Origin of the sequence: Bradyrhizobium genomosp. III, assembly GCF_000261705.1 — a bacterium.
In the GTDB taxonomy this organism is placed as follows: domain Bacteria; phylum Pseudomonadota; class Alphaproteobacteria; order Rhizobiales; family Xanthobacteraceae; genus Bradyrhizobium; species Bradyrhizobium ottawaense.
Window position 1 is genome coordinate 37,563 of the sequence record NZ_AJQF01000403.1, and the last position, 25,123, is coordinate 62,685.

A 25,123-nucleotide genomic window follows, 5' to 3' on the forward strand; every position below is an offset into this window, starting at 1 on the left:
GCCATGAGGCATTCCCAACAGAAATTAATTATCTGGCGGCACGAATTGAAACAGGCATTCTTATTTTTCCTCCGCGGTTGACGCTGGTCGGCTACTCTACAATGTTGGAGTGCCATGACGCGTTCATGGCTACCGAAAATTGAGAAGAGTGCGATGCCGTTTTTGACCTTCCGGTGCACCTCTACACGAACCGCATGTGCCGCGTGATGACGTCAGTGCTTGAACGTGAGCTTCACCTTGGCTTGAACCTGCATGGCGCTGGGGGACATACCGCAGCGTGGCGGTGGCCCGGAAATTCTCCCGGCGCATTTTACGATATTGAGCATTACGTACGAGCCGCGAAGCACGCCGAGCGTGGAAAGCTCGACGCGGTTTTCCTCGCCGACACGCCAGCGCTCGATCCAGCAATCGACAAACACCCGCCGCTCAACGGCATCGAGCCGACGATTACACTTGCCAGCATTGCCCGAGAAACAAAATTTGTCGGCCTGATCGGCTCGGCATCCACCACCTACAACGAGCCATATAACCTCGCGCGCCGATTCCAGTCGCTTGACGTTGTCAGTGGCGGCCGTGCGGCCTGGAACGCAGTTACGACGTCCAATGTCTATACGGCCAGGAGCTTTGGCGGCGACGAGCTGTCACGTGATGACCGCTATCGCCGCGCCGAAGAATTTGTGGAGGCGGTGCGAACCCTTTGGCATGGCTGGGGAGAAGGCGCTATTATCCTGGATCAGGCCGCGGGGCGGTTTGGTGATCCGAGCAGGCTGCGGACGACGAGGCATGCCGGCGAGTTCTTCGACATCAGCGGGCCACTGACACATCCCGGCTCAAGACAGGGGCAGCCGGTTATTTTCCAGGCCGGCGGATCGGATCAAGGGCTTCAGTTCGCGGCCCGAAGCGCCGATGCCGTGTTCTCATCGACAGGCGATTTGGAAATCGCCCTGCGCGAGGCCGATCGCCTCAGGTCGTTTGCTTCTCAACATGGACGACGGGCGCCCCTTGTGCTGCCGGGTATCGTCACGTTCGTCGGCGGAACCGAAGAGGAAGCAATCAAGCGCAAGGCGGAGCTTGACGATCTAATCAACTTTGACGTTGCCCTTGATGCGCTGGCCAGTCGTTTCGGCTTTCCTGCCGAAAGGCTGAAGATCAACGAGCCAATCGACCTCAGCTTACTGCCGGGACATGCGGACGCTGCTTTTTCCATTGGCCAGCATCGCACTGTGGAAGCTCTCGTGCGCTCCGGCAAAACAGTCCGCCAGATCATCGTAGAGGCGCCTGCTTACGGGCACCGAGTGCTGGTCGGATCGCCGGAACAGATTGCCGCATGCTTCGAAGAGTGGTTCCGGGCTGGCGCAATCGACGGGTTCAACGTCATACCTGATGTTCTGTCCGACGGTACGCCTGCGTTCGTCGATCACGTTGTTCCCGTTCTTCAGCGGCGCGGCTTGTTCCGCTCGGATTATCGCGGCGAAACGCTGCGCGAGCACCTCGGCATCCCACTGCAGGGCGAGCGCACCGACCAGGTCTCCGCCGCCTGAGTGCTTCTCCTTTATCACATTCGGAGCTTATCATGTCCAAGCCGGCTGCCGCTCATGCGGCGTTTCTTCTCAAAAGTCTGAATCGTCGTGTGAAGTCTCGCGCCGCAGTCATCGCCATCGCGATGTCTGGCCTTTCGATTGCGGATCCGGTGCACGCGGAGGGCGCTTCGGCTGGCAAGCCGCAATCGGGTGGGACTATCCGGTACGGACACTTCCAGGAGCCGCCGTGCCTCTATGGTGGTTGGGTGCAGCAGTGGTACCTTCAGCGTCAATTCAGCGACAATCTGGTCGCCAGGGCTGAAGACGGAAGGATCCTGCCTTGGCTTGCGACCGCCTGGACCATCTCGGATGACCGCAAAACTTACACCTTCCAGATCAAGCCCGATGTCAAATTCACGGACGGGACGTCTCTGGACGCCCAGGCGGTCGTCGATAATATCAATGGATGGCTGAGCGACAGTCCGGAGCTCGAGAACCCCACAGCCGGTCCTTATCTCAGGGGCATCTTCGAGTCCGCGGCGGTTGCCGACCCGCTGACGTTCAAAATCACGTTGAAGACGCCGTTCGAGCCGCTGCTGAATGTCTTTGCGCAGTCCTCGCAAGGCATCTTGTCGCCGACGGCGCTTAAGCGTGGCAAGGCCGTGAACTGCGAAAGCCCAGTTGGTTCGGGTCCGTTCATCGTAGAGAAATGGAACCGCGGCAGGAACGTCATATTCCGTCGAAACCCAAACTATAATTCGGCGCCGGCCACTGCCAAGCATCAAGGCCCAGCCTATGTCGAAGGAATTGAGTGGCGTTTTCTCGCTGACCCCACGATACGCTACGGCTCACTTCTGACCGGCGAATCCGACGTTGTCTATCATATCCCTGCCGTCAACTGGCAGGATGCCAATTCCCGGTTCAAGATCGTGCGCCACCTCACGGGTGGAACGCCGCTTCGGCTTGCGTTGTTCTCCGAGAGACCGCCGTTCGACGACGTGCGTGTCCGGCAGGCTTTTGCTTACGCCTCGGACCGACGTGCTGCCGTGCAAGCGGCGTTTCTTGGCTCACTGCCCTATGAGGGCAATTTCGCTTTGAGCCAAAGCTCGCCGGAATATGTCAGCGAGCTCTCAAAATCCTATTCCTATGACATCGAGAAGGCGAACAAGCTGCTCGATGAGGCTGGCTGGGCGGAGCGCGATGCAAACGGCATTCGCAGCAAGAACGGCAAAGCGCTGATCATACGCATCACCTACACCAATGCCTTTTCGCCTCCCGACGGCGATCAGGTCCTGCAGATCATCCAGCAGCAAGCGAAGGCCGCAGGGTTCGACGTGCGGCTCCAGCCGACCAACCAGGCTGATTTCTGGGCAGGAAAGAATCTTGGTCCAAATGACTATGAGGTCGTTCCACTGTATTGGGTTGCGCCTGGCGCCGAGATCTATCGTATTTCGTACAAGCCTGACCTGAATGGTGTCCGCAATCCCTTCAATCCATCCCGCTATCAGGATCTGCCCCTGTGGGACATCATTCAGAAGGCTGAACAGGCTGGTGACAAGGCGCAACGCACCGCGCTTTATCAGCAGGCGGAACGGCGGATTATCGAGAACGCGCCGTCCCTGAGCTACACGGTTTTGGACGTCACCCTCGCTTTAGCCGATAATGTGAAAGACATCTGGCTCGACAGCGGGTCGGTGGGCGAGCCCGTTTTCTCGGACGCATATTTCACCGACAAGAAATGAATGCGGTGAAGACGATAGGCCATCAAAGCCTTTGGCTAGCGCGCCGGCTCTTGTCCGGCCTGATCGTGGTTTGGGCCGCGGCGACATTCACCTTCTTTGTGCAGTTTCTGATGCCCGGGGAACGCGCCCAGATCATCTTCAATGCAAATAGCGGAAACGTGGGAGAGATTCCTCGGGACCAGCTACTCGCCATCAATGCCAAATATGGCTTCGATCAACCCGTCTTCGTGCAATACGGAAAGTATGTAAGGGATGTGATGCACGGAGACCTTGGGCAGTCCTACGTCCAATATCAACCTGTCACAGACCTGATTGCGCGCCAGATCGGACCAACGATTGCGCTCGCTTTTGCCGCCATGTTGACCGCCTGGATCATCACCATCACGACCACGGTTCTTTTCGCCGGGCGTAACAACATATGGTCCAAGGCGCTAGGCGGGTTTCAGGTCTTCCTGGCAACCCTGCCGCCCTATTGGCTGGCGACAATCCTGCTGGTCGTTTTCGCGATCCAGCTTCGCTTGTTTCCTGTCGTGGGCGGCAACACCCTCATGGGCCTCGTTCTGCCTACGATGGCCCTGGCCTTGGAAATCTACGGCTTCCTTGGTCAAGCGGTCTTGAGCGGATTCACGCGGGTTCTTGATCAGCCTTTCATCACCTCATCGAGAATGCGCGGCACAGGTGATCTCAGCCTCCGTCTACGTCACGCTTTGCGCCATGCGGCCTTGCCGGGGATCACCCTTTCCGGCTGGATCATAGGCAAGCTGCTGTCGGGCGCCGTATTGATTGAAGCGGTCTTCGGCCGTCAGGGGCTCGGCGGCGTCCTTGTCGCAGCATCGTCCACACGCGATGTCCCGGTCGTGTCAGGGGTGATCCTGGTTTCAGCTGCGCTGTTTGTCGCCGCCAGCTTGATCGTGGATCTCACGATACAACTCGTCGACTCGAGGATGAAAGAGGCATGAGTTTCGCCAATGGCTCCCCGGGACATACAAAAGCGTTCATCACTGCAAGAGTGCTGACGGGCGCCCGTATGTTTCCGGTTCCGGTCTATATCGCGACTGTCTTCACGGCCTTCTTCCTCATCGCGGCGATTGCGCCGAAACTGCTTCAGACGCATGATCCGTTGGCGCTGAGCTTGATGTCACCTCTCAGGGCCCCTTCATTGACGCATTGGCTGGGGACGGACCAGTCCGGACGGGATCTCTATTCCCGCATCGTGGCGGGGACAGGTCAGTCTCTCTCCATTGGGCTGGGTGCGACTGCGCTCAGCCTTGCCATCGCGCTCATACTCGGCGTGACGGCGGGCCTGTCTGGCGGCTGGATCGACAACGTGCTCAGCCGGCTCTTCGACGCCCTGTTCGCTCTCCCCACTCTGTTCCTTGCGCTTCTCTTCGTTTCGTTGTTGGGCACCTCGGTCTCGACACTGATTATCGCGGTCGGCCTTGGAACATCGCCAGGATATGCACGCATGGTGAGGGTGCAGGTTCTGAGGGTCAAAGCTACTGGTTATGTTGAGGCGGCAAAGGCGTTAGGCCACTCGCCCAGGGGCATCCTGTTCAAGCATATCCTCCCCAACGCAATCAGCCCGCTTGCGACAATGTTCACGCTCGGTATCGGGCAAGCCATCATTTGGGCATCCGGCCTTTCGTTTCTCGGCTTGGGAGTTGCGCCCCCGTCATCGGAATGGGGCGCACTGCTCAATGCCGGGCGCAACTACGTAATCTATGCATGGTGGCTCGAGGTCATGCCCGGGATCGCCATCGCTACCTTCGCGCTCTCAGTGACTGTCATCGGCCAGTACGTGCAGCAACGCCTGGAAGGAAGGATCGAGCTTCCATGAACGTGACCTATCCCGCAGCTTCCTTCCGGCAAAATGCCACAAAGCCCCCGGCTAGCGACCCGTTGCTCACCGTACAAAACCTCAACGTTTCCTTCGGGCCGGCGCATTCGCGGCGAGCTGTGGTCAAGGGGGTCTCTTTCAGGGTTGAGGAAGGCCGGTGCGTCGCGATCGTCGGTGAATCGGGATCAGGCAAAAGCGTTACGGCCCGGACGCTGGTTGGTCTGACCGGGGCGCGATCTCATGTCCAAGCTGACCGCCTGACTTTTCAGGGGAAGAATATCGATCGACTCGGTGACAGGGAATGGAGAGCCTTGCGCGGCAAGCGCATTGGCTTTGTGTTACAGGACGCGCTGGTGTCGCTCGATCCGCTGAGACCGGTTGGCAAGGAGATCGGTGAAGCACTAAGTGTTCACCGTGCAATCAGGACACGCGCAGACTTGACGGAACGGGTAGTTGAGCTTCTGAATCTCGTGGGCGTGCCCGAGCCGGCGGTCAAGGCGCGGCAGCTTCCACATGAGCTTTCAGGCGGGCAACGGCAAAGAGCCTTGATTGCGACGGCAATCGCACTCGATCCAGCTCTTTTGATCGCAGATGAGCCCACGACGGCGCTGGACGTTACGATCCAGGCGCAAATCCTGGATCTGCTCAGCGAAACCCGCCAACGCGGCAAGGCCATGATTCTCATCAGCCACAATCTTGCCGTGGTATCGCAGATGGCCGACGAGGTTATTGTGATGCGACACGGCGAAATCGTCGAGCATGGCTCATCAGAACAGATTTTTGGTGACCCGAGACATGATTACACGCGGGGCCTCCTCAAGGCGATCCCATCCGTCCGGTCACGCGGGAGCCGTCTTTCGTCCTCGACGGCGCCGCGCTTCATCTCGGCTGAAGGAGAGACCAGAGCGCTGACCCAGTCGAATATGGCACAGCGTTGTAGTCCCCTGCTTGAGGCGGAACGGCTCGTCAAGCGCTTTCGCGGACCGGATGGCAAGCTGCGTACCGTCGTCAATGACGTCTCGTTTCGCCTCGGCCATGGAGAGACGCTAGGCATCGTCGGCGAGTCAGGGTCTGGGAAGACGACCGTGGCACGCATGGCGCTCGCGCTCGAAAGGCCGGACCAAGGAGAGGTGACACTCGAGGGTTCGCCGTGGACTGCAGCGACTGAGAAAGAGCGCCGCCAGCGGCGATCGGATATCTCGGTCATCTACCAGGACCCACTAAGTTCATTCGATCCGCGTTGGACCATCGAGCGTGTCATTGATGATGCCTTGGCCAGACGTAGCGGAAATCCCCTCGACAGAGCCAGTCGACAATCGGAGGTCAGCGAGCTGCTTGATCTCGTGGGTCTGTCACCAAACTTCAGGACCGGGCGTCCACTGGAACTGTCGGGCGGTCAACGCCAACGGGTTGCGATCGCGCGCGCAATTGCTCCGCGCCCCAAGATCATCGTGTGTGACGAGCCGGTCGCGGCACTTGACGTATCCATTCAGGCGCAAATTCTCGATCTGCTTGGAGATCTCAAGTCGCATTTGCGTGTCAGCTATCTATTCATCTCGCATGATCTCGGCGTCGTGCACCACCTCAGCGACCGCGTTCTTGTCATGCACCATGGCGTGGCCGTCGAAGCCGGTGGAGCGGACGACGTATTTTTACGGCCTTGGCAACCCTATACGAGGAAGCTGGTCGCGGCCGTTCCACAATTGCACTTCCAGGCGGCATAAATTTCAGAGGCCAGCCGCACATGTCGGCTCAGCGGGAGGGTGACTGCGCGGGCCAGTGCTGTGGAAGGCAGGAATGTCGGGCCGTGTCCATGCAGCATCCGCGCTGGCTGAAACCCCGTCCCCCTGTTCGGACCATGCAAATGCCCGTCCTCGAAGGGCTCCACTGCGAGACGTCAATCCACAAGATGCGACGACCGATCAGCGCACCGGGTCAGGTGGGTCTGGCGTCGTTTGGGCGACTCACGTTACCCATCATTCCCGACCACATCACTGCACAATGGGAATGAAATGTTTGCAGCAACCCGTGAACTGCCGGCCTCTGGTTACGCACTTGAAGTGGATGGCCGACTCAAGGCCGAATTTGCAACCAGAGACGGCGCCAGGGCAGGCGGAGAAGAACTCAAGAAGCGCTTTCCCATGCTTCAGATCAGGATCTATGACGCGCAGACGCAAGCGCGCGAGGACATCTAGATCCGCGGACTGGCGGATTTTTCCGATTCGCGTGTGCGGCTTCCGCCGCACCGGGCTCTCGTGGACCGAGCTGCCTTGCGTCTCGGCCGCCGTGCGGCGTCGATCCCTCGCGCTAGGAGATGCGGAGCTCCCCGCCGGGGGCACTCGGGAAAGGGGCTCGCCTCTCGGCGATCGCTATCACTGCCCCGTTCCCGGGTGCCGCTATTGAACCGGTCTCGTCGCTGCACTCGGACCCGCGTGCCCCTTCGGGTCGCTATGCTCACGCTCTCCGGGTGCCATTTTGCCTTGAGGCGATGCGCCCTTGGCGCACGCCTGGTAGGTTTGGGCCCCAAGGCACCTAAAGGCCAAGTCCCGAAGAATGAAATAGAAGGCCGAGCGCGTCGCAGATTTTGCATTCTGTCATCTGTGTGCGTGCAGCGCGCTCGCTAACCGAACCACGCGGCCGCTTGGTCAAGTGGCGTCGCTTCCGTCCGAAGAGGCTGAGAATAAGAGTTTTGGCCGGGTTTGCCGTGACGGGTCACAGGCCGCGAGAGAGGCTCGCGGCGCCCGCCGCGGAGATCCGCGATGCCCAGACACTATCTTCGGGCGTGCACTGGCGAGGACCAGACAAGCCTTTAAGGCAAAATCACCACAAAATTATCGGCGAGCTTGAAGCCGGCCACGTGCCGTGGGTGCAGTCTTGGGGGAGCCCAGAGGCGACGGCGTGCTTGGCCATGCCGAGAAGCGCCACGACTGGCCGTCAACATAGCGGCCTCAGGGAGCAAGGCTCATCGGCGGGTACCACAGCCAGGTCGCTTTTGGCCAGTCGCGCGTTCTGCTGGACTGGACGAGGCTGATCATGCCGAACGGACGTTCAATCGTCTTGGAGCGGCAGCCCGGCAAGGATGCAGCAGGCTATTCTGAACACAGCAGACTGTTCGAACCCATCGGAACCGCGGCATTGATACCGCACATGCTGGCTGGCGCAGTCGAAAACGGTCGGTGCGAGTACGAAGTGGTCAACGCAGAGCCGGTCGGGCCCGGGAAACCCCTGGCGTTGATTCGGAAAGCTCAAGCTGAGCAAGCGTCAAGATGAGCGGTGGCCAACGGGCCCGCGCGGAGCGCAGACCTGTTGACAGGGGCTATGGAGCCCCAGTTTGCCTTCGCCTTCACATTCGAAGGAACGAGCACACCGTCGACGCGAGGTGAAATTGCCTCCTGGTCGGAACTACCCGAGAGAGACAAGGTCGCGATTGGCGCCCTCAGTGCCGCGCAAAGAGCTCGCCGAGCGTTGCCTTGCGTCGACCAGGGAATCCTACGCGCTATTCATGCAAATCCTCGGAAAGAACGCGTTTTTCCAGCGTGATTGTCTGATAGTTCACCACCTTATCTCTCAGTCGTTGCCTGTCCCGCGCCATCGCGGCTGCTCTTTCAGGTGACGTCGCCCACTTGCGCGCCTCAGCAGGCCGGCCACTTGCAAGCGGACCAGCAGCCGTTATCGCGCGCCGTTGGAGTGCCTTGTGCGTTCAGGCCATCATCCCTGCCTACGCCGGCTGCCCTTAGACTTTGATCGCGGGGGCGACATATCAACCGGTGCAGCCGCAGCGCAGCCTCCTCAGACCGTTTCGCGAAGAGATGCTCTGGCGCGTGGGACCTTCGAAAGATAAACCGAGGCGAGGCCGTGAAGTCTCCGCTAGCCCTGCGGGACCAATTCTCTGCCATTCTAGACCGGATAGGTGCATCATGAACGCAGTGACGGTGGGCTTTGGGGCGCAGACCGCGACCACGACGCTGCAAAGGTTTGTCCGCTTTGTGCGCGGCTCCGGTAGCCTGAGCGTGGCCGACAAAGTCTATTCCATCGCCGGATTTTTGACGATCGTCACAATGTTTCTGTTGGTGATGTCGGTCCAATGCGTGCGCCTGCAGACGAACTATCGGCACATGCAGATCGATTCGGCGTCGGCTGCCGTCAATATCGGGCGCGTCAACGCCCTGATCTACGCGATCGTGATGGAGTCGCGCGGGATCTACATGTCCACCGAACCGGCGAAAGTAAAGCAATTCGCGGACGAGTTGGTCAAGTGCAGCGGCGAGCTCACGGCGGTGATGATGCGCTGGGGGCAGACTGTCCATCCCGACGATCTCGAGCAATTCGAGGCGTTCAAACAGCGAGTGATGCAGTTCATCGACTTTCGGCTGGAACTGGTGCGGCGGGGGCTCGAGATCAGTCCGGCCGCGGCTCGTGAATGGGACGATAACCAGGCCAATCGCACCGTGCGCAGCAAGCTCAATGCTGACCTCGAGGCACTGCAGCGATCCTACGATAAGCGAGCCCGCGAAGCCGACCAGCTTGCTGACGAGAACCGCTATGCGGCCTGGTACCTGTTCATGCTTGGACTCGCGGCGCTGGTCCTTGCCGCGATCAACGTCCTCGTCATGCGCGACTCCGTGGTCGGGCGGCTCTCCGATATCGCGCAAGCAACCGACCGGATCGCCGCAGGAGACATCAAGAGCGAGGTGCCGCATCTGATGCGGCACGACGAGATCGGGCATCTGGCCCAACATGCAGCACTTCCGTGATGCCATGCAAAAGATTCTAGAGCTGGAGCAGCTCGAGTTCAACACGGCGCAGCAACGCGACGCCGCTATAACCCAGCGCGACCAGTTCAACGACAAGTACCAGGCCAAGAAGTGGCAGTTATCGGCGGCGATCAACAGCATGCCGCAAGGCCTCATCATGCTTGACGGCAGGGCCAATGTCGTCGCGATGAACAATAACTATCGGCGGATCTACAATCTGCCAGAGACGATCAGGGCTGGCTCTACGCTGGAGAAAATCCTGCAGCATCGTATCAAGAGCGGGCTCTTCAGCGACGACATCGCGAAACATCTCGCGGCGATTGTCGATCGAATCGCCCGGCGCGAGCCGACCGCCTATGAGATCGCGCTAAATGACGGCCGCACCATCAATATCTACGAGCGTCCGATGGATGGCGGCGGGTGGGTGTCCGTGCATGAGGACGTCACCGACCTGCGACATGGCCAGCGGATGTTGGAGAGGACTGAGCGTCTGCTGGCCACCATTGTCGAGAACGTTCACGAAGGCATCATCGCCAAGGACGCGCGCACCTTGCGTTACCTCTTCGTCAACAAGGCGGCGGAGAAGATGATCGGCATGTCGCGGGCCGAAATCGTCGGCAGGACCGCGCGCGAATTGTTCTCCCCGGAGGCGGCCGACTTGATCGAACGGCGCGACCGGCAGTTGCTTGCCCAGAAGCAACAGTTCGAACCCATTGTCGATACTATCGACAGCCCCGTTCGCGGACGGCGTGTGATCTGTGCGCGACGGCTGCAGATTGGCGGCGCCGGAGAGCAGCCGCACACCTTCGTGACTATGGTCGAGATGGGAGCGGATCGCGAACGTCAATAGGGCGATCACACGTCGCCCCTCCTGAGTCGACCGCGCCGGAACTGGACTCGCGGGTACAGTGGGATGCTGCTACCCCGAGGAGGTATCCGGCGAAAAACGCCGGCATTGTATGCATCTGCGCAGGATTTTGTCTCTCCAGCGCTGCTCATTGCATCATTCGAGATCAAAACCTGGCTACAGTCGCCGATTAATCGGGCGACGCAACGCGATCGAGCGTATCGCTTCGCCACGAGGGCGCACAAAGAGCCGAGCTCGTGCGCCCGGTGCCCGAAAATGCAGCCACATTTAGCAGAAACGGTGCCGCTCTTTACGTGCGGGCACGATGTTGCCGCACGAGCGTCCGCCAAAGGAGGCGAAAATGCAGAATAGCTCTCATAGCTCCGAAAACCGAGGGTGCTGTGCGGTGTGTGGTGGAAGGTTCGGGCTGATCCGCCATTACTGGTGGCGAACGGCCCTTTGCTCCAGGAAATGCGTCGATCGCTTCAACGCCCGGCGGGAGGCAGACCAGAAGTGGCTGCGCCGGCTGTTGGCGGCTCCTGCAGAATGCGAGACAAGCCCGAACGGAGCGCATTGCGTGCCATGCACACAGCAACCAGTTGCTTAACTGCAGGAAGCTGCGGTGGACTTCCGAAATGAACGACTAAAGTCCATCAGCGATGCGAGAGTTGCAGGGGCTCCGGCTCATGCCTGCGTTTCTTCGGATAAACGATGCAGCCCTGCATTGTGTGGTTGAGCTGACCGAGCATCTCGCGCTAGGCTTTGGAGCTCCTCGCCGGGGGCACTCGGGAAAGGGGCTCGCCTGCGGCGATCGCTATCACTGCCCCGTTCCCGGGTGCCGCTATTGAACCGGTCTCGTCGCCGCACTCGGTCTCGCGTGCCGCCTTCGGCGTCGCTATGCTCACGCTCCTGCGGGTGCCATCTCTCGAAGGCGATGCGCCCCTGGCGCACGCCTGATCAGGCCTGCAGCCTGGCAGATTGCGAAGAGTCTGAGAGTAAGAGTGCAGGCTGGGTTTTCGTGACGGGTTAGAAGCTGCGAGAGAGGCTCGCGGCGCCCGTCGCGGAGAACCGCGATGTCAAATCCTACTGTTCGCGCGCGCGCCGGCCAGGACCGGGCGAACCTCTATAACGAAATTACCGACAAGATCATTGTCGAGCTTGAGGCCGGACGCGTCCCCTGGGTTCAGCCGTGGGGTACGGCCGCGGCGAAAGCGCCGTTGGCCATCCCGAAAAATGCTTCGACCGATCGGTCCTACAGCGGGATCAACGTCCTTCTGCTCTGGGGAAGCACGATCGAGCATGGTTACAGCGGTCAAAGCTGGCTCACGTTTCGGCAGGCGCTGTCGCTTGGAGGCTATGTGCGCAAGGGGGAGCGTGGCACCGCGGTGGTCTACGCCGACCGTTTCGTGCCGCGCGATGAGAAACAGCGCGCCGCCGAGACCGGCGACGAAGCGCAGGCCATTCCATTTCTCAAGCGATTTACCGTTTTCAACACGGACCAATGCGACGGACTCCCCGGCGAGATCGCGACCGCGGCTCCGCCACCGCCGCCAGGTCTGATCGAGCCTACCGTGGAAACTTTGATCAGGGCCACCGGGATCACATTTCGGATTGGTGGCGATCGCGCATTCTACGCGCCGGCCGAAGACTTCGTGCAGGTCCCGCCGCCGCAGGCCTATTTCGAGCCGATCAATTGGCACCGCACCGCGCTGCATGAACTCGGCCACGCGACCGGACATCGCTCGCGCCTCAACCGCGATCTTAGCGGATCCTATGGCACCAAGAAATATGCCTTCGAAGAACTGGTCGCCGAGTTGAGCTCCGCGTTCAGCTGCGCGTCGCTCGGGATCGTCCCGACCGTGCGCCATGCCGACTATATTGGCTCCTGGCTCGAAGTCCTGCGCGAAGACAATCGGGCTATCGTGCGTGCCGCCTCACAGGCGAGCAAGGCCGCGGACTATTTGCTCGGCTTCATTCCCGAGCCCATTGAGCACGCGTCGCTGGATTCGGCTGTTGCCGATCACGAGACGGCTTGATGCTTGGCCTCCTGTCGCCGCGCAAGAGTGAGAGGAGGGGGCGCTATTCGCGACGGGTTGGAAGCCGAGAGAGAGTCTCACGGCCGCCCGTCGTGGAGAGCCAAAATGACGAAAGCCGTACAAAAGATCACGCTGTCGCCTTCAAGGGACATCCCCTTCAACAAGCTCGTGCTCAGCCAATCGAACGTTCGCCGCGTCAAGGCCGGCGTTTCGATCGAGCAGCTAGCCGAGAGCATCGCGCAGCGTACGCTTCTGCAAAGTCTAAGTGTCCGGGCCGTCGTTGATCCTGATGGCAACGAGACCGGCATGTTCGAGGTACCAGCGGGAGGCAGGCGCTATCGCGCTCTCGAGCTCCTGGTGAAACAAAAGCGGATGTCGAGGACGCAGGCGGTGCCGTGCGTCGTTCGCGAAGGGGGCCTTGCCGAGGACGATTCGATGGCGGAGAACGATGAGCGGGTCGGCCTGCATCCGCTTGATCAGTTTCGGGCCTTCCAGACGCTCCGCGATCTCGGCATGAGCGAGGAAGACATTGCCGCGCGCCATTTCGTGAACCCTGCGATCGTCAAGCAGCGCCTGCGCCTGGCGTCGGTCTCGCCGAAGTTGCATGACGTCTATGCCGAAGACGGCATGACGCTCGAGCAGCTCATGGCGTTCTCAGTTACTGCGGATCACGCCCGCCAGGAGCAAGTCTGGGAGAACCTCAGCCGTTCCGGTTATGACGAGCCATACCAGATCCGCCGCATGCTCACCGAGAACACAGTGCGCGGGTCCGATCGCCGGGCGCAATTCGTGGGCCTCGACGCCTATCAGCAGGCGGGTGGCGGCGTTCTGCGGGATCTGTTCGAGCACGACGACGGCGGTTGGCTTCAGGATATCGTGTTGCTCGACCGCCTCGTGATCGAAAACTCAAAGCCGAAGCTGAGACGATTGCTGCCGAGGGCTGGAAGTGGATCTCAGTCGCCGTAGAGTTCTCCTACGGTCACACACAAGGCCTCCGGAAAATCGAAGGAAAATCTGTCGATCTCTCGCCTGGGGAGCGGGCCACCATCGATGCCCTGAACACCGAGCAAGCCAAGCTTGAAACCGAATACCAGGATGCCGACGAATTGCCCGAAGAAGTCGATCAGCGCCTCGGCGAAATCGAGTCGGCGCTGGCGGCGTTCGAGAACCGGCCGATGCTTTACGATCCGGCGGAGATCGCCCGGGCTGGTGTCTTCATCAGCATCGATTCCGAAGGACGGCTCTGCGTGTATCGTGGTTACGTCCGGCCTGAGGACGAAGTGCCGGCAACCGATCCTGATATCGCGCAGGCCGCCGATCCGTCGTCGAACGAAGGGAAGGAGCCCAGCACTTCAGTCCAGCGCACGGTCATCGCAGTCGCGGGTAGTGCGCCTGATGCCGAAGAAGAAGATGACGACGCGGCCAGGCCTCTGCCGGATCGGTTGATCACCGAGCTGACGGCGCATCGCACGTTGGCATTGCGCGACGCGCTGGCAGAAAATCCTGCGATCGCGTTCCAGCGGTGCTGCACAACTTCGTGCTGACGGCCTTTTACCGGTTCGCGTCATCCGGAAGCTGTCTAGAGATCGGCCTTCGCACGCCGAACTTTCCTGCCCAAGCTCCGGGGCTGAGGGAAAGCGCCTCCGCCAAGGCTGTCGAGGCGCGGCACGAGGCCTGGAAGGCGCGGTTGCCGAAGAGGGAGAACGATCTTTGGGATGCGCTAACGGCTCTCGATGGTGGTGCACAAGCATCGCTGTTCGCCCACTGTGCATCTTTTGCGGTCAATGCCGTCTATGAGCCGGCCAATCGCTACAATCAGGCTCGCGTCTCAGCACACGGCGTCCGCACGCGTCTCGACCGCGCTGATGTGCTGGCGCGGGCGGTCGGGCTAGACATGGTGCAGGCAGGGTGGAAGCCCTCCGTCGACAACTATCTCGGCCGGGTCACCAAGCCGCGCATTCTGGAGGCCGTACGGGAGGCTAAGGGCGAGTCGTCGGCTCAACTGATCGACCATCTTAAGAAGGCCGACATGGCCAAGGAGGCCGAGCGCCTTCTGGATGGCTCAGGCTGGTTGCCGGAGCCGCTGCGTCTCGTCGATCCCGATGCAGCGCCAGTGGGGCAGGAGGGCGAAGCGGGCCGGCTGCCCGAATTCCTCGCCGACGATGAGGATCAGGAAAACGCCAGCGACGATGATCCGCACAGCTCGACGCGGCTGAATGAAATTAAGGAGCGGGATGGCACGGCCGTCCCGCAGTAGCGCGGGGGACCGGCGTGCGGCGCCGGTCCCTATTTTTATGCCCGAGGTCTGAGAGGGAGAGCGGGCCGGGAAGGGTTTGAGCCGTCCAGGTCAGAGGAGAGCGCCTGGCGGTTCGACCCCTTCCTGCTCTCCGAAAGAATTCCTGCCATGACCGAATCTCTCGTCGGCGGCGCTGCCGCCGCGCCGCTTTCGTTGCGCGCCGCTGCAACTTTCACCTCCGCCGCCGTCAGGGCAGCGCGACAGCTCCTGACCGAGTTCGAACGCGGTAGGGGCATCGATGCCGCTGTTCTGCGTAGCGCCATGGAGGCTGCGTTCGGCGCCTCCGACGCGGCCGGCGCCTGGAACTGGAAGACCGCCTATGACGTCTGCGAGGCGGCAACCGTTCTGTTCCTTCGTAAGTTCGGACCGGCCATACGGGCCAGGGCTGGCTCGACGGCCGCCATGCTGCCGATGCTGGCGAAAGTCGCGAACCGTCTGCCGACCCACACGCGGCGTTCCGAGGACAGTCAGGCGCTTCAGCAATTCTCGACGCCGATCCCGCTTGGGCTGATTGCATGCACCGCAGCCGCCATTACATCCGCCGATCGCGTTCTGGAGCCTTCTGCCGGGACCGGTTTGCTCGCCATCTTTGCCGAGCTCGCCGGCGGCGACTTGGTGTTGAACGAGTTGGCCGAGAGCCGGGCGGGATTGCTCGAGCATCTATTCGCGGATGTTAACGTCACGCGGTTCGATGCTGCTCAGATCGATGACCACCTCGACGCGAGCGTTGTGCCGAGCGTCGTTCTGATGAACCCGCCGTTCTCCGCGGTGGCGAATGTCGATCGACGAATGGCGGACGCCGCCTTCCGGCACATCGCTTCGGCGCTCGCGCGTCTTCGCGATGGCGGACGCCTCGTCGCCATCGCTGGCGCGGGCCTTGCGCCGGATAACCCGGCGTGGCTAGAGGCCTTTGTTCGCCTTCAGGAGCGCGGACGGGTCGTGTTTTCTGCCGCGATCGACGGCGCCGTCTACGCCAAGCACGGCACTCAGACGGACACGAGGCTGCTCGTCATCGACAAGTTACCCGCTGCCGATCCGAAGGCATTTCCCACCTCGCAAGGCATGGCCGGCGATGTCCCCGCCTTGCTCGAGTGGGTCACCCAGCATGCGCCCCCGAGGTTGCCCGTCACTGCGCCGGTCGTAGCCGACGTCATTAGGCGCCCTGCAATCTCCCGATCGGCCGGCGCCATTGCACCCAGCCCCTCATCCACTTCGGGGAGCGCGCCAGAAGGTGTGGAGCTTGCGTACAAGATCGTCGAATGGTCGCCGCCGGAAAGCGCCCGCCTCACCGATGCGCTCTATGAGGAGTTCGGATTGCAGTCGATCCGTATTCCCGGATCGTGTGCACATCCGACCAAGCTCGTGCAGTCGGCGGCGATGGCGACCTCATCGGTAACTGGAACAGTCTGGCGCGCATCGTCTTCGAGAGCTTTGCCGGTCTTGGCCTGAAAGCATCAGGCGCAAGCCTCTCCGCATCGGATTTCCTGAGACCTGGAAAGATCGCTCAAGTCGGACTTGATGCCGGCCGACCGCTCCTCGATTCGATCTCCAACCTGATGGGCTACATCAGCTTTTTCGAAAATTTCGTCCAGATCGTGGTTCTTCTGTTCGCGTGGGTCGTGGTGCTGCTCGCCTTCTTCATTTTGGCGATCCAGCTCTTCGTCACCCTGATCGAGTTCAAGCTCACGACACTGGCCGGGTTCGTGCTCATTCCCTTTGGCTTGTTTGGCAAGACCACCTTCGCGGCGGAGCGCGTTCTGGGCAACGTCATATCTTCCGGCATTAAGATCCTGGTCCTGGCCGTCATCGTCGGCATCGGCTCCACCCTGTTCTCGCAGTTCACCGCAGGTTTCGGCGGTGCACAGCCAACCATCGAAAACGCGATGACGCTGGTGCTCGCGGCGCTTTCCTTGCTGGGCCTCGGTATCTTCGGTCCGGGTATCGCAAACGGCCTGGTGTCGGGCGGCCCCCAACTCGGCGCCGGCGCCACGATTGGAACAGGCCTTGCTGCTGGCGGCATTGTTGCGGCTGGCGCGGGACTTGCCGCTGGCGGTGCCGGTCTCGCTGGTGGTGCGATTGCTGGCGGCGCGCGCGGTGGCGGCGCTGTCATCAGCGGAGCAACAGCCGCCTATCGAAGCGGCGGCCTTGCCGGCGTCGCGGAGGCTGGCGCTTCGGCTGCGACGAGTCCTTTGCGTCGAGCAGCGGCCGCCTTCGGAGGTAGTCAAGCGGGCGAGCAGGGCGCGAGCGCACCGGCCGAAGGGCAGCCCGATTGGGCTCGCCGCATGAAGCGTGCTCAGACCATCCGGCATGGTGCCTCGGCCGCTGGCCACGCCGTCCGCTCGGGCGATCATGGTGGTAGCGGTTCCTCCGTCGATTTGTCCGAGGGAGAACGTTGAGACGCACCCCGCATCTCTGCCGCACACCAGCGCCTCAAACCCTTCCATCGCACGACTTGAAACCGATCACTCGATATCAGGGGCAACCATCGATGTTCAAACGGCCATCAGTTCACTACGGGCGCATGCCCGAGCCGATTACGCCTTATCAAAAGGCCGCGCAGGTTTGGGACGAACGCATTGGATCAGCGCGCGTGCAAGCCAAGAGCTGGCGCCTGATGGCTTTTGGCTGCCTGATGCTGTCAGCCGGTCTCGCAGGTGGCCTTGTCTGGCAATCGAGTCAGGGCTCGATCACGCCGTGGGTGGTCGAAGTCGATCATCTCGGTCAGGCTCAGCGGATTGCGCCGGCTAACATTGAATATCAGCCCACTGATGCGCAGATCGCTTATCATCTGGCACGCTTTATCGAGGATGTCAGAGGCCTACCGGCCGACGGGATCGTTCTGCGCCAAAACTGGCTGCGGGCCTATGATTTTACGACTGATCGCGGCGCCGCTGCGCTCAACGACTACGCGCGCAGCAACGACCCCTTTGCCAAGCTGGGTAAGGCGCAAATCTCTGTCGAGGTCTCGAGCGTCATTCGTGCGTCGTCGGAAAGCTTTCGGGTCGCATGGACCCAGCGCATCTACGACAATGGCGCCTTGAACTCGACCGAGCGCTGGACTGCAATTCTTACAATCGTGATCGAGACGCCGCGCGAAGCCGAGCGCCTACGCAAGAATCCTCTTGGCGTCTATGTCCGCGCCATCAACTGGTCAAAGGAGTTGGGTCAGTGACCAAGACGCCGTCTGACGTTCATTCGAAATGTTCCATTCAGCAAAACGGACTCAATTCGACTTGGCGCGGGTTCGTGAGCGCGAAGCGTGCACTTCTGTCCGCTCTTATGCTTTGCTCGTCCGTGCTCGGTGGGTGCGCGACATACATTCCGCCGGAGATCAGCTATGACACTGAAGTTCCTCCGCTGCCGGCGACGCCCGTGGCTCTCGACGACAGATTGCGACCGCTTCACGTTCCGCCGCTCTGGAAGCCGGCTCTCGGAGGCAAGTCGGCCGGGAAGGAAGAGGTCGAACCGGTGAGCCGGGTTGAGACGGCAAACAATGCGGCCAGGGTCGAACCGCGCAAGCGGGGGTATTTCAATGCGGCGCAAATCTACGCCTACAGTCCCGGGGCTCTCTATCAGATTTACGCCGCGCCGGGGCAGATCACAGATATCGCGCTCGAGGAGGGAGAACAGTTGACGGGATCAGGGCCGATCGCGGCCGGAGATACTGTACGCTGGGTCGTGGGCGATACCGAGAGCGGCAGCGGCGATACACGGCGCGTCCATGTCTTGGTCAAGCCGACCCGAGCTTCGATCGAAACCAACCTAGTGGTCAACACTGACCGGCGCACCTACCTGATCGAACTCCGATCCCGCGAACGGCCATACATGCCGTCTGTTGCCTGGTACTATCCTGAAACCGCACGGGAACGATGGCGTTCGGTCGCTCTGAAACCCGGTCTTCCGAACCCGGCGCAGCGCATCTCCCGCTATGCCATCGAAGGGGACAGTCCTCCCTGGCGACCGCTCGCCGCATATGACGATGGCCGCAAGGTCTATGTCGAATTCCCGCAAGGCATCGTGCAGGGCGAGATGCCTCCGCTCTTTGTCATCGGTCCAGACGGCAAGACCGAACTCGTCAACTATCGCGCTGACGGCAATGTATTGATCGTCGATCGGCTGTTTGCTGCCGCCGAACTGCGGCTTGGTGGTGAGCACCAGAAGAAGGTCAGGATTGTCAGAACCGGCGGGAGGCCGTCGTCATGAACTCTCGGAATGTAAACGAGCAAGCTATTCCGCCGGAGACACAAGTGGAGCCATCCGAGAGCTTCCGCTTGAGAGCAGAGCACACGCGCGTGACGCGGTTGTCGCGGAAGGTCTTGGCCGGCGGGAGCGCGGTTGCCCTGCTTGTCATCGGCGGAGCGGTGCTGTGGTCGCTGCAGAACAATCGCTCCCGCAATCAAGCGGCCGATGAGCTTTACAGTACCGACCACCACAATGTTGCCGACGGTATTACGACGCTGCCGAAGGACTATGCTGGCGTTCCGCGCCAGCCAATCCCGCAGCTTGGTCCGCCGCTTCCCGGCGACCTCGGTCGACCAATACTTGCTGCTCAAGGCCAGTCGCCGACGATCGGCACTGATCCAGACCAGCAGCGCCGGGATCAAGAGACTGAGGCAGCCCGCATCAGCCATTTGTTCGCTGCGACCAATGAAGGAGCGCGTCCGCCCACCGCTGCGGCGGTTGGAGGCGACCGCCTCGCATCACCAAGCGCAACGAGCACTGGCGAGGATAGATCTGCGCAAAACGGCCAGGACCGCAAGCTTGCCTTCGTGAATGCCTCCGTGGACCGTCGCATGGTAAGCCCTGACCGTGTCATCAGGCCCGCTTCACCATACATCGTGCAGGCCGGGACGGTGATTCCAGGGGCGCTGATCACCGGGATCCGATCGGACCTGCCAGGCCAAATTACCGCGCAGGTAACCGAGAATGTTTTTGACACGCCGACCGGTCGCTTTCTGCTCGTGCCTCAGGGAGCGCGTCTAATCGGCATCTACGACAGCCAGGTCACTTTCGGCCAGTCTCGCGTTCTGCTCGTCTGGACCCGGCTAATCATGCCGAATGGACGTTCTATAGTTCTCGAGCGGCAGCCTGGCGCTGACACCGCTGGCTATGCTGGCCTAGAAGACCAGGTGGACAATCACTGGGGCGAACTCTTCAAGGCTGCGGCACTATCGACGTTTCTCGCCGTCGGAACGGAACTGGGTGCCGGCTCGGACACTAACAGCAACGACAGCGCAATTATCCAGGCGTTGCGTCACGGCGCCTCGGACTCTCTAAACCAAACTGGACAGCAGGTAGTTCGGCGCGGTCTCAATATCCAGCCCACGCTGACGGTACGTCCTGGCTTCCCGATCCGCGTGATCGTGAATCGCGATCTGATCCTTCAGCCTTACGCGAGGTAGATGTTGTGTCGAAGTTGAAAATTGCTGCCGTTCCAGATGACAAACCGGTAAAGATCACTGCGGAGCTACCCGCAAGCGTACATCGCGATCTGCTTGCTTATGCGGATTTACTATCCGCCCAAAGTGGACAGATGGTTGACCCAGCGAAGCTTATCTCGCCCATGCTCTTCAAGTTCATGGCAACCGACCGCGGCTTCCTGAAGTCGCGGCGGCAGACTCGGCGGCTCGTAGAGAACGGATAGAGCTTCGCTAGATGACGTCATGGTCCCGGTCGCATCATCGTATGGCCAGTGTTGAAAAATGAGCTTCAGGCGACTGGCGGTAGTCGGGCCCTCTTCGTCGCGGCTCTATCATTCATGGCACAAAAACGGTCATATTCGTTGGATCAGATGAAAGACGAAACGCGTAGCTTAATCGCCAACGCCGCTGTAACAGCTCGGATCTTAGACTGGCCACCCGCAACAAGGTCTGGTACGGCGCATCGGCGCCGACGAAGTCGATAAGCGATTGGAGCGTCTCGCCGACATCCTCGTCGACTGCGTTGCCCACGGCGCCTCAGTCAGCTTTTTTGCCAGCGCTATCTCGACGACGTGCGTTGGCGTATTTGCGTAGCTTCGCAGCTCTTGGGCCGTCAGCGGGCAGCCGGCCGGGGCGACTTGCCGCTGAGCTAGGGCAACGGCTGTTCCTTCAGGTCGCCGTCGATCATGCGTTCGATGGTGGCTTCGTCGCAGCGCCGGTAATGTGGGTAGGCGCGCAGCATGTCGCTTCAGCGCGCCAGCGAACCGGCCGCGTACAAACCCGTGGCTTTCGATGCGGGTCACGGTGGTCTTGCCGCCCCGATAAGGCCCTTGAGGCCGATAACGATCATGGATAGAGGCTCCGATTGGGAGCCATACGGTCTCAATTGGTATAGATGCTTTCGAGCGTGTTTCGGTCGCACTTGGCGCCGCCCGATGACGAACGGACGAAGACATCAATTTCAGGCTCAAAAATAGCCGACCGGATTTTTTTCCTGAGCAGGCCCACCCCTGGGTTCCACGCCGATCCGAGAACAGAAAGTGCCTTTTGAAATTTTATATCTAGCAAAGTCGAGTGGTCGCGGGTCACCCGCGTAGGGGGGCCCGGAAGGACCCGCCGCTGCAAGAAGTTCGAGACCCGCGAAGGGGTAGAGATGCACTTCGTCGGACCGAGGGGGGACGCCATCTTTCCCAATGAAGACGCCATCGTGCACCTCAACTGCGGATCATGCTCGAACAGAACGAGGAATGCGCCGTCCAGCACGCCCGTTTCACGACGCTGGAAACAATCGCACCGTTCAGCGATGATCCAAGAGTCAGCCTTGCGGCTAACGCCCTCCGCTTGATCGGCGAGCTGCCCAAAGTCTTGTTGCCGTTCTTAACTCGGGCGGCTTCATGACGGCAGGACATCCCTGCTCGCCATCCGCGTTGTGACGAAATGCTGCGGCTGGCCAACGCTGTAGGGTGCGCTCGGTCTTTTTTCCTTGCGGCAGCTGAAACAGAAATATGGGGAGAAAGCGGCGCCCCTGGCGCCGCCTGATCGTTCTGGAGCACTAGGCACTGAACTCGCTTGGTCTTCAAGTTTGACCAACAGTTTCTCGATTAAGTGTGTATGACCACCAATGCTGGTAGGTCTCCCGAGGCCGCCTTGTCGCTAAAGTCCCGCTGTACCCTGAGGCGACGGGCCTCACGGGAAAGCCGGGTGGCTAGCCTTGTGCTCCCCGAGGCTGACTACTGTGCCAGCGGCGCTTGATAGGGACAGCGCCTTCCTTCCTCCATGGGAGGTGCCGAGTCATGTCGCTCCTGGCTCGCCGGCGAAGCGGATGCGGCAGAGATAGCGCATTTGTCCACCCTCCCCGGATGGATATGGGCGCCGAGCCGCATCCGCTGCTTTCCGTTCGCTTTGCGCCTCGCTGATGGGCCTGATGGAGCTTGGTAACGCATTTTGAGAAACGGGCACAATCGTCTTCAATACGACAAACCAACGTGGAGCTTGACCAACTGAACGCCACGGGCGTTTAGCGCGGAGCGGTTGCCGCTGATCGCAAGCGCGCCGAATGGCTATTGTCTGAGGCGTAAACGTCGTAATTGCTCTCAACTGCCAGCGGCCACATAGGCCGCCTTTCGTTGTAAATTGCTGCGCAGGTCTGTCAGCTTTCGGTAAGCCAGGCTCGATAAAGAATCGTTGGGTTTAACGGGAGCGTGGCAGGGACAGCGCATGAGCTGAAGGACCACCATGTGCTGAGTTACGCTTCCGTTAAGCTCATTGCAGTGCGGATGCGGCAGGGTTAGTGCCTCATGATGCCCCAGGCCGTCAGGCGCCGAACCGCGTTCGCACTGCTTCCAACTCACGAGTTAGTTCTCGTTTTTTGGCGGTTTCACTCGGTCCGCTGGCGATAAGCTCCCGATCAGCTTCTTGCCGCCGCTTGAAGCTGAGTTTGGAGCAGGTTAGCTGCAGGGACAGAGCGCTGCCCCTGTGTGTCCGCGGGGAGATAAGCGCCGAGCCAAGTTCTGCTAAGTTCAACTGGCGGGCGGGTAGGGACAGCGCCTGCTCCAGCGCAACCAAACGGCACCGGGTCGCGCCCGCACTGCTTCCGATCAATCATCAGCAATACTTTGGAAGGGAAGAAGACTGCGTGGCTGAATCCCCTCCACCCTTATCTTCGTGCCATTCTCTCCGCCAGGCGTGCCGACGAGCGACGCCGGCAGCGTCGCCCATTTTTCAACGAGGTACTCCTCATCGCGGTCTACGAGGGTCTCGGATAACTTTCCAGCGGCTTTCTATCGTGCTCCGCCTCGATTGACTCTGCCCACATACTTGCGTCGCTCATGTGCGATTGGCATGTTTTCTTGTTCATGCAACGTGCATGTGTCTGGTCGTGCTGGTGTCTCCAATTCAAGGCAAAAACTAGCTTAGAGAGTCGCCGACGAGGAGGGGAGCCACCGATTTTGGTAGGTGCCCCTTGGTACTTCTCGAAGATACAACTTTGTAGCCCTTTAGAATTGGAGCCTCTTGGGAGCAAAGGTGGCCAGCCCCAGGCTTTGCGACCGGGTTGGCCACCAGCGCTCGCGACATCATGCCCACAGGGCAGCTACAGGCCAACGAATGCATATATTCGAGCGGCATATTACGTCCTTGCGGCCGCAAGCGCTTGCGGTGCTTGCAGCCAATCGGGTCCGCGCCCCCCATCGGTCTCTGGGACTATCAGATCGCAGGGCGGCCACATTTAACGTCGACGAAGTTCTGGCGATGCTGGCCATACTCGATTGCGTGGAACCCAACCTGCGGCCGAAAAGCGCGACAGATCGCTGCGCGCATACGCGCGCCTCTAGAGGGGCCGCATGGGGGGGCAACCAGTTCGGGTAGGATGTCTGTGAGACCATGAGGTGTGAGCTTTCAGTAGGTTGTCCATCCGGTCCTGAACGAGGAAGCAACCTGCCGAAGCTTTAGCCTACCCCTTAAGGATCGGATGAACGCCCCCAAGAATGCGCCATTGACGCCGAAAGGCCATGGCGCCAATCTTGATCGAGGCTGGCCTAACGAAGGCTGCAGTGCGCTGCAACTCGCCGTTTTCGGCGAGGACGGTCGCCAAGTTTAAGCGTTCGGCGAGGAAGGAGTGGATGGACCGTGATCGCTCCACAAGACCTCTTTTATCCAAGCCAAATCCTGCCTTCCCATGCGCAGAAGCCGGAACGTTGGGACGACAGCGCCACAGGTCAAACAGATCTCAATCGAGGCCGGTAGTGTCGCCGGCGACCTTCAGCCCTATCCGGCGCCGGCTGGGATTAAACCGATTGCGCAACCTGGGCCCGGCTGAGCCGGAGCGACGCTATGAACGTGAGCATTCCGGCGGACCCGATCCGGGTCGGTATCAAAAAGCTCGGCAAGGTGACCATATAGGCCAGCGGTTAATGGACCGGACAGGACAGAGCAGCCTGCGGGGGAGGACTGCCGAGACGGACGCCTCGGTCTCAAGCACATCGGTACAAAACTCTATAGGAGCTCTTTACCGATCAATCGGCTCAGAAATACAATCTGTTGCATGCCGCCTTATGCTCACCTCGGTGGATTTAACACTGGAAAAAATCGATGCATCAAAAGTGCGCTGTAGAAGTAAACCCGATCGGTCCGACGCGACAGCCGGCCCGCGAATCGGCCGAAGCCGAACACGCCCGCAAGACCTACAGCAAGCGAAGGAAGCCTTCTGGCGTTGATGACGCAACCAAAAGGAATTTTCACCATCTGCGGGTGATTTCCGAGAGGGTCTTTCCTTTCTTCTTGGCGGGTCGACAGATTTCTTCCGCTCTCACAGGGAAGTCGCGGGTGCGCAAAACACTTGGCGAGAAAAGTAGTCGCTGCGAAGGATGTGCTGGAGGCCAATCTTCATTGTCGCGGTTCCGCCACCCTCGATCCACATCCTTATTTCGAAGTGGCCATTCCACCGATGGGCTTGTGGAGATATGGAACAAGAACTCCTATGGGCGACTTCGACCTATGTCATTCTCGCGCACGTGCCTCGCGATGGTGTGTTCTCAACGGCGCTGGTGCGCGGATCCACCAAGCCCATACGCAACTCACTTTTTGCCCTTTGTCCTTCTTGGACAGCGACGAAGAGCGGATTGACGCTGAAGAATTGTAGGGTCCAGACTCAATTGAGCCAATATGCGACGA

General features: G+C 60.5%; 15 protein-coding genes and 3 pseudogenes. All 18 read left to right on the top strand.

Translation table 11 applies throughout. From position 1 onward, the window contains the following. Positions 1–173: 173 nt before the first annotated feature. Complete coding sequence (locus IC66_RS0132695) at positions 174–1,541, top strand: NtaA/DmoA family FMN-dependent monooxygenase (RefSeq protein ID WP_011084416.1); 1,368 nt, start codon at positions 174–176, stop codon at positions 1,539–1,541. A gap of 32 nt (positions 1,542–1,573) precedes the next feature. After that, on the top strand, positions 1,574–3,262 hold the full coding sequence (locus IC66_RS0132700) for an ABC transporter substrate-binding protein (RefSeq protein WP_011084417.1): 1,689 nt from the start codon (positions 1,574–1,576) through the stop codon (positions 3,260–3,262). Continuing rightward, complete coding sequence (locus IC66_RS0132705; RefSeq protein ID WP_014498067.1) at positions 3,259–4,221, top strand: ABC transporter permease; 963 nt, start codon at positions 3,259–3,261, stop codon at positions 4,219–4,221. Before IC66_RS0132700 ends, IC66_RS0132705 begins: the two co-directional genes overlap by 4 nt. Further along, positions 4,218–5,099 carry an ABC transporter permease gene (locus tag IC66_RS0132710; RefSeq protein ID WP_011084419.1) on the top strand — a complete coding sequence of 294 codons (882 nt, stop codon included), beginning with the start codon at positions 4,218–4,220 and terminating at the stop codon, positions 5,097–5,099. The genes IC66_RS0132705 and IC66_RS0132710 overlap by 4 nt, the downstream gene beginning before the upstream one ends. After that, positions 5,096–6,823 carry a dipeptide ABC transporter ATP-binding protein gene (locus IC66_RS0132715; protein ID WP_014498066.1) on the top strand — a complete coding sequence of 576 codons (1,728 nt, stop codon included), beginning with the start codon at positions 5,096–5,098 and terminating at the stop codon, positions 6,821–6,823. Before IC66_RS0132710 ends, IC66_RS0132715 begins: the two co-directional genes overlap by 4 nt. Positions 6,824–7,111: 288 nt before the next feature. Next, complete coding sequence (locus tag IC66_RS47260) at positions 7,112–7,294, top strand: hypothetical protein (protein WP_014498065.1); 183 nt, start codon at positions 7,112–7,114, stop codon at positions 7,292–7,294. 751 nt (positions 7,295–8,045) lie between these two features. After that, positions 8,046–8,195: pseudogene (locus tag IC66_RS47865) on the top strand (TrbI/VirB10 family protein); the annotation flags it as partial. An 821-nt stretch (positions 8,196–9,016) separates the two neighbouring features. Beyond that, positions 9,017–9,853, top strand: a complete 837-nt coding sequence (locus IC66_RS0132725) for a HAMP domain-containing protein (RefSeq protein WP_014498064.1) — start codon at positions 9,017–9,019, stop codon at positions 9,851–9,853. Continuing rightward, entirely contained in the window at positions 9,837–10,703 is an 867-nt protein-coding gene (locus IC66_RS0132730; protein WP_011084426.1) for a PAS-domain containing protein, read from the top strand. The genes IC66_RS0132725 and IC66_RS0132730 overlap by 17 nt, the downstream gene beginning before the upstream one ends. A gap of 1,070 nt (positions 10,704–11,773) precedes the next feature. Then, positions 11,774–12,736: an ArdC family protein gene (locus tag IC66_RS0132740; RefSeq protein ID WP_014498063.1), complete on the top strand. Its 963-nt coding sequence runs from the start codon at positions 11,774–11,776 to the stop codon at positions 12,734–12,736. A gap of 105 nt (positions 12,737–12,841) precedes the next feature. Beyond that, positions 12,842–14,956, top strand: a pseudogene (locus IC66_RS0132745) (ParB/RepB/Spo0J family partition protein). A 184-nt stretch (positions 14,957–15,140) separates the two neighbouring features. Further along, positions 15,141–16,418 (top strand): annotated as a pseudogene (locus tag IC66_RS42810) (SAM-dependent methyltransferase); the annotation flags it as partial. Continuing rightward, entirely contained in the window at positions 16,373–17,428 is a 1,056-nt protein-coding gene (gene trbL, locus IC66_RS0132760; RefSeq protein WP_080593932.1) for a P-type conjugative transfer protein TrbL, read from the top strand. The pseudogene IC66_RS42810 and the gene trbL, both read left to right, overlap by 46 nt. Positions 17,429–17,520: 92 nt before the next feature. Further along, the gene (gene trbF / locus IC66_RS0132765; protein WP_011084433.1) at positions 17,521–18,204 is read left to right on the top strand and encodes a conjugal transfer protein TrbF; all 684 of its coding nucleotides are present in this window, start codon (positions 17,521–17,523) and stop codon (positions 18,202–18,204) included. Beyond that, positions 18,201–19,235 (top strand): P-type conjugative transfer protein TrbG, encoded by a 1,035-nt coding sequence (trbG, locus tag IC66_RS0132770; RefSeq protein ID WP_038950477.1) that lies wholly within the window; start codon positions 18,201–18,203, stop codon positions 19,233–19,235. Before trbF ends, trbG begins: the two co-directional genes overlap by 4 nt. Next, entirely contained in the window at positions 19,232–20,434 is a 1,203-nt protein-coding gene (locus tag IC66_RS0132775) for a TrbI/VirB10 family protein (RefSeq protein ID WP_011084435.1), read from the top strand. The genes trbG and IC66_RS0132775 overlap by 4 nt, the downstream gene beginning before the upstream one ends. A 5-nt stretch (positions 20,435–20,439) precedes the next feature. Then, positions 20,440–20,676, top strand: coding sequence for a DUF2274 domain-containing protein (locus IC66_RS0132780; protein ID WP_011084436.1), 237 nt, complete (start codon positions 20,440–20,442; stop codon positions 20,674–20,676). 4,236 nt (positions 20,677–24,912) lie between these two features. After that, positions 24,913–25,123, top strand: a 211-nt coding sequence (locus tag IC66_RS49125; protein ID WP_210161485.1) for a hypothetical protein, incomplete at its 3' end; no start/stop codon positions are given.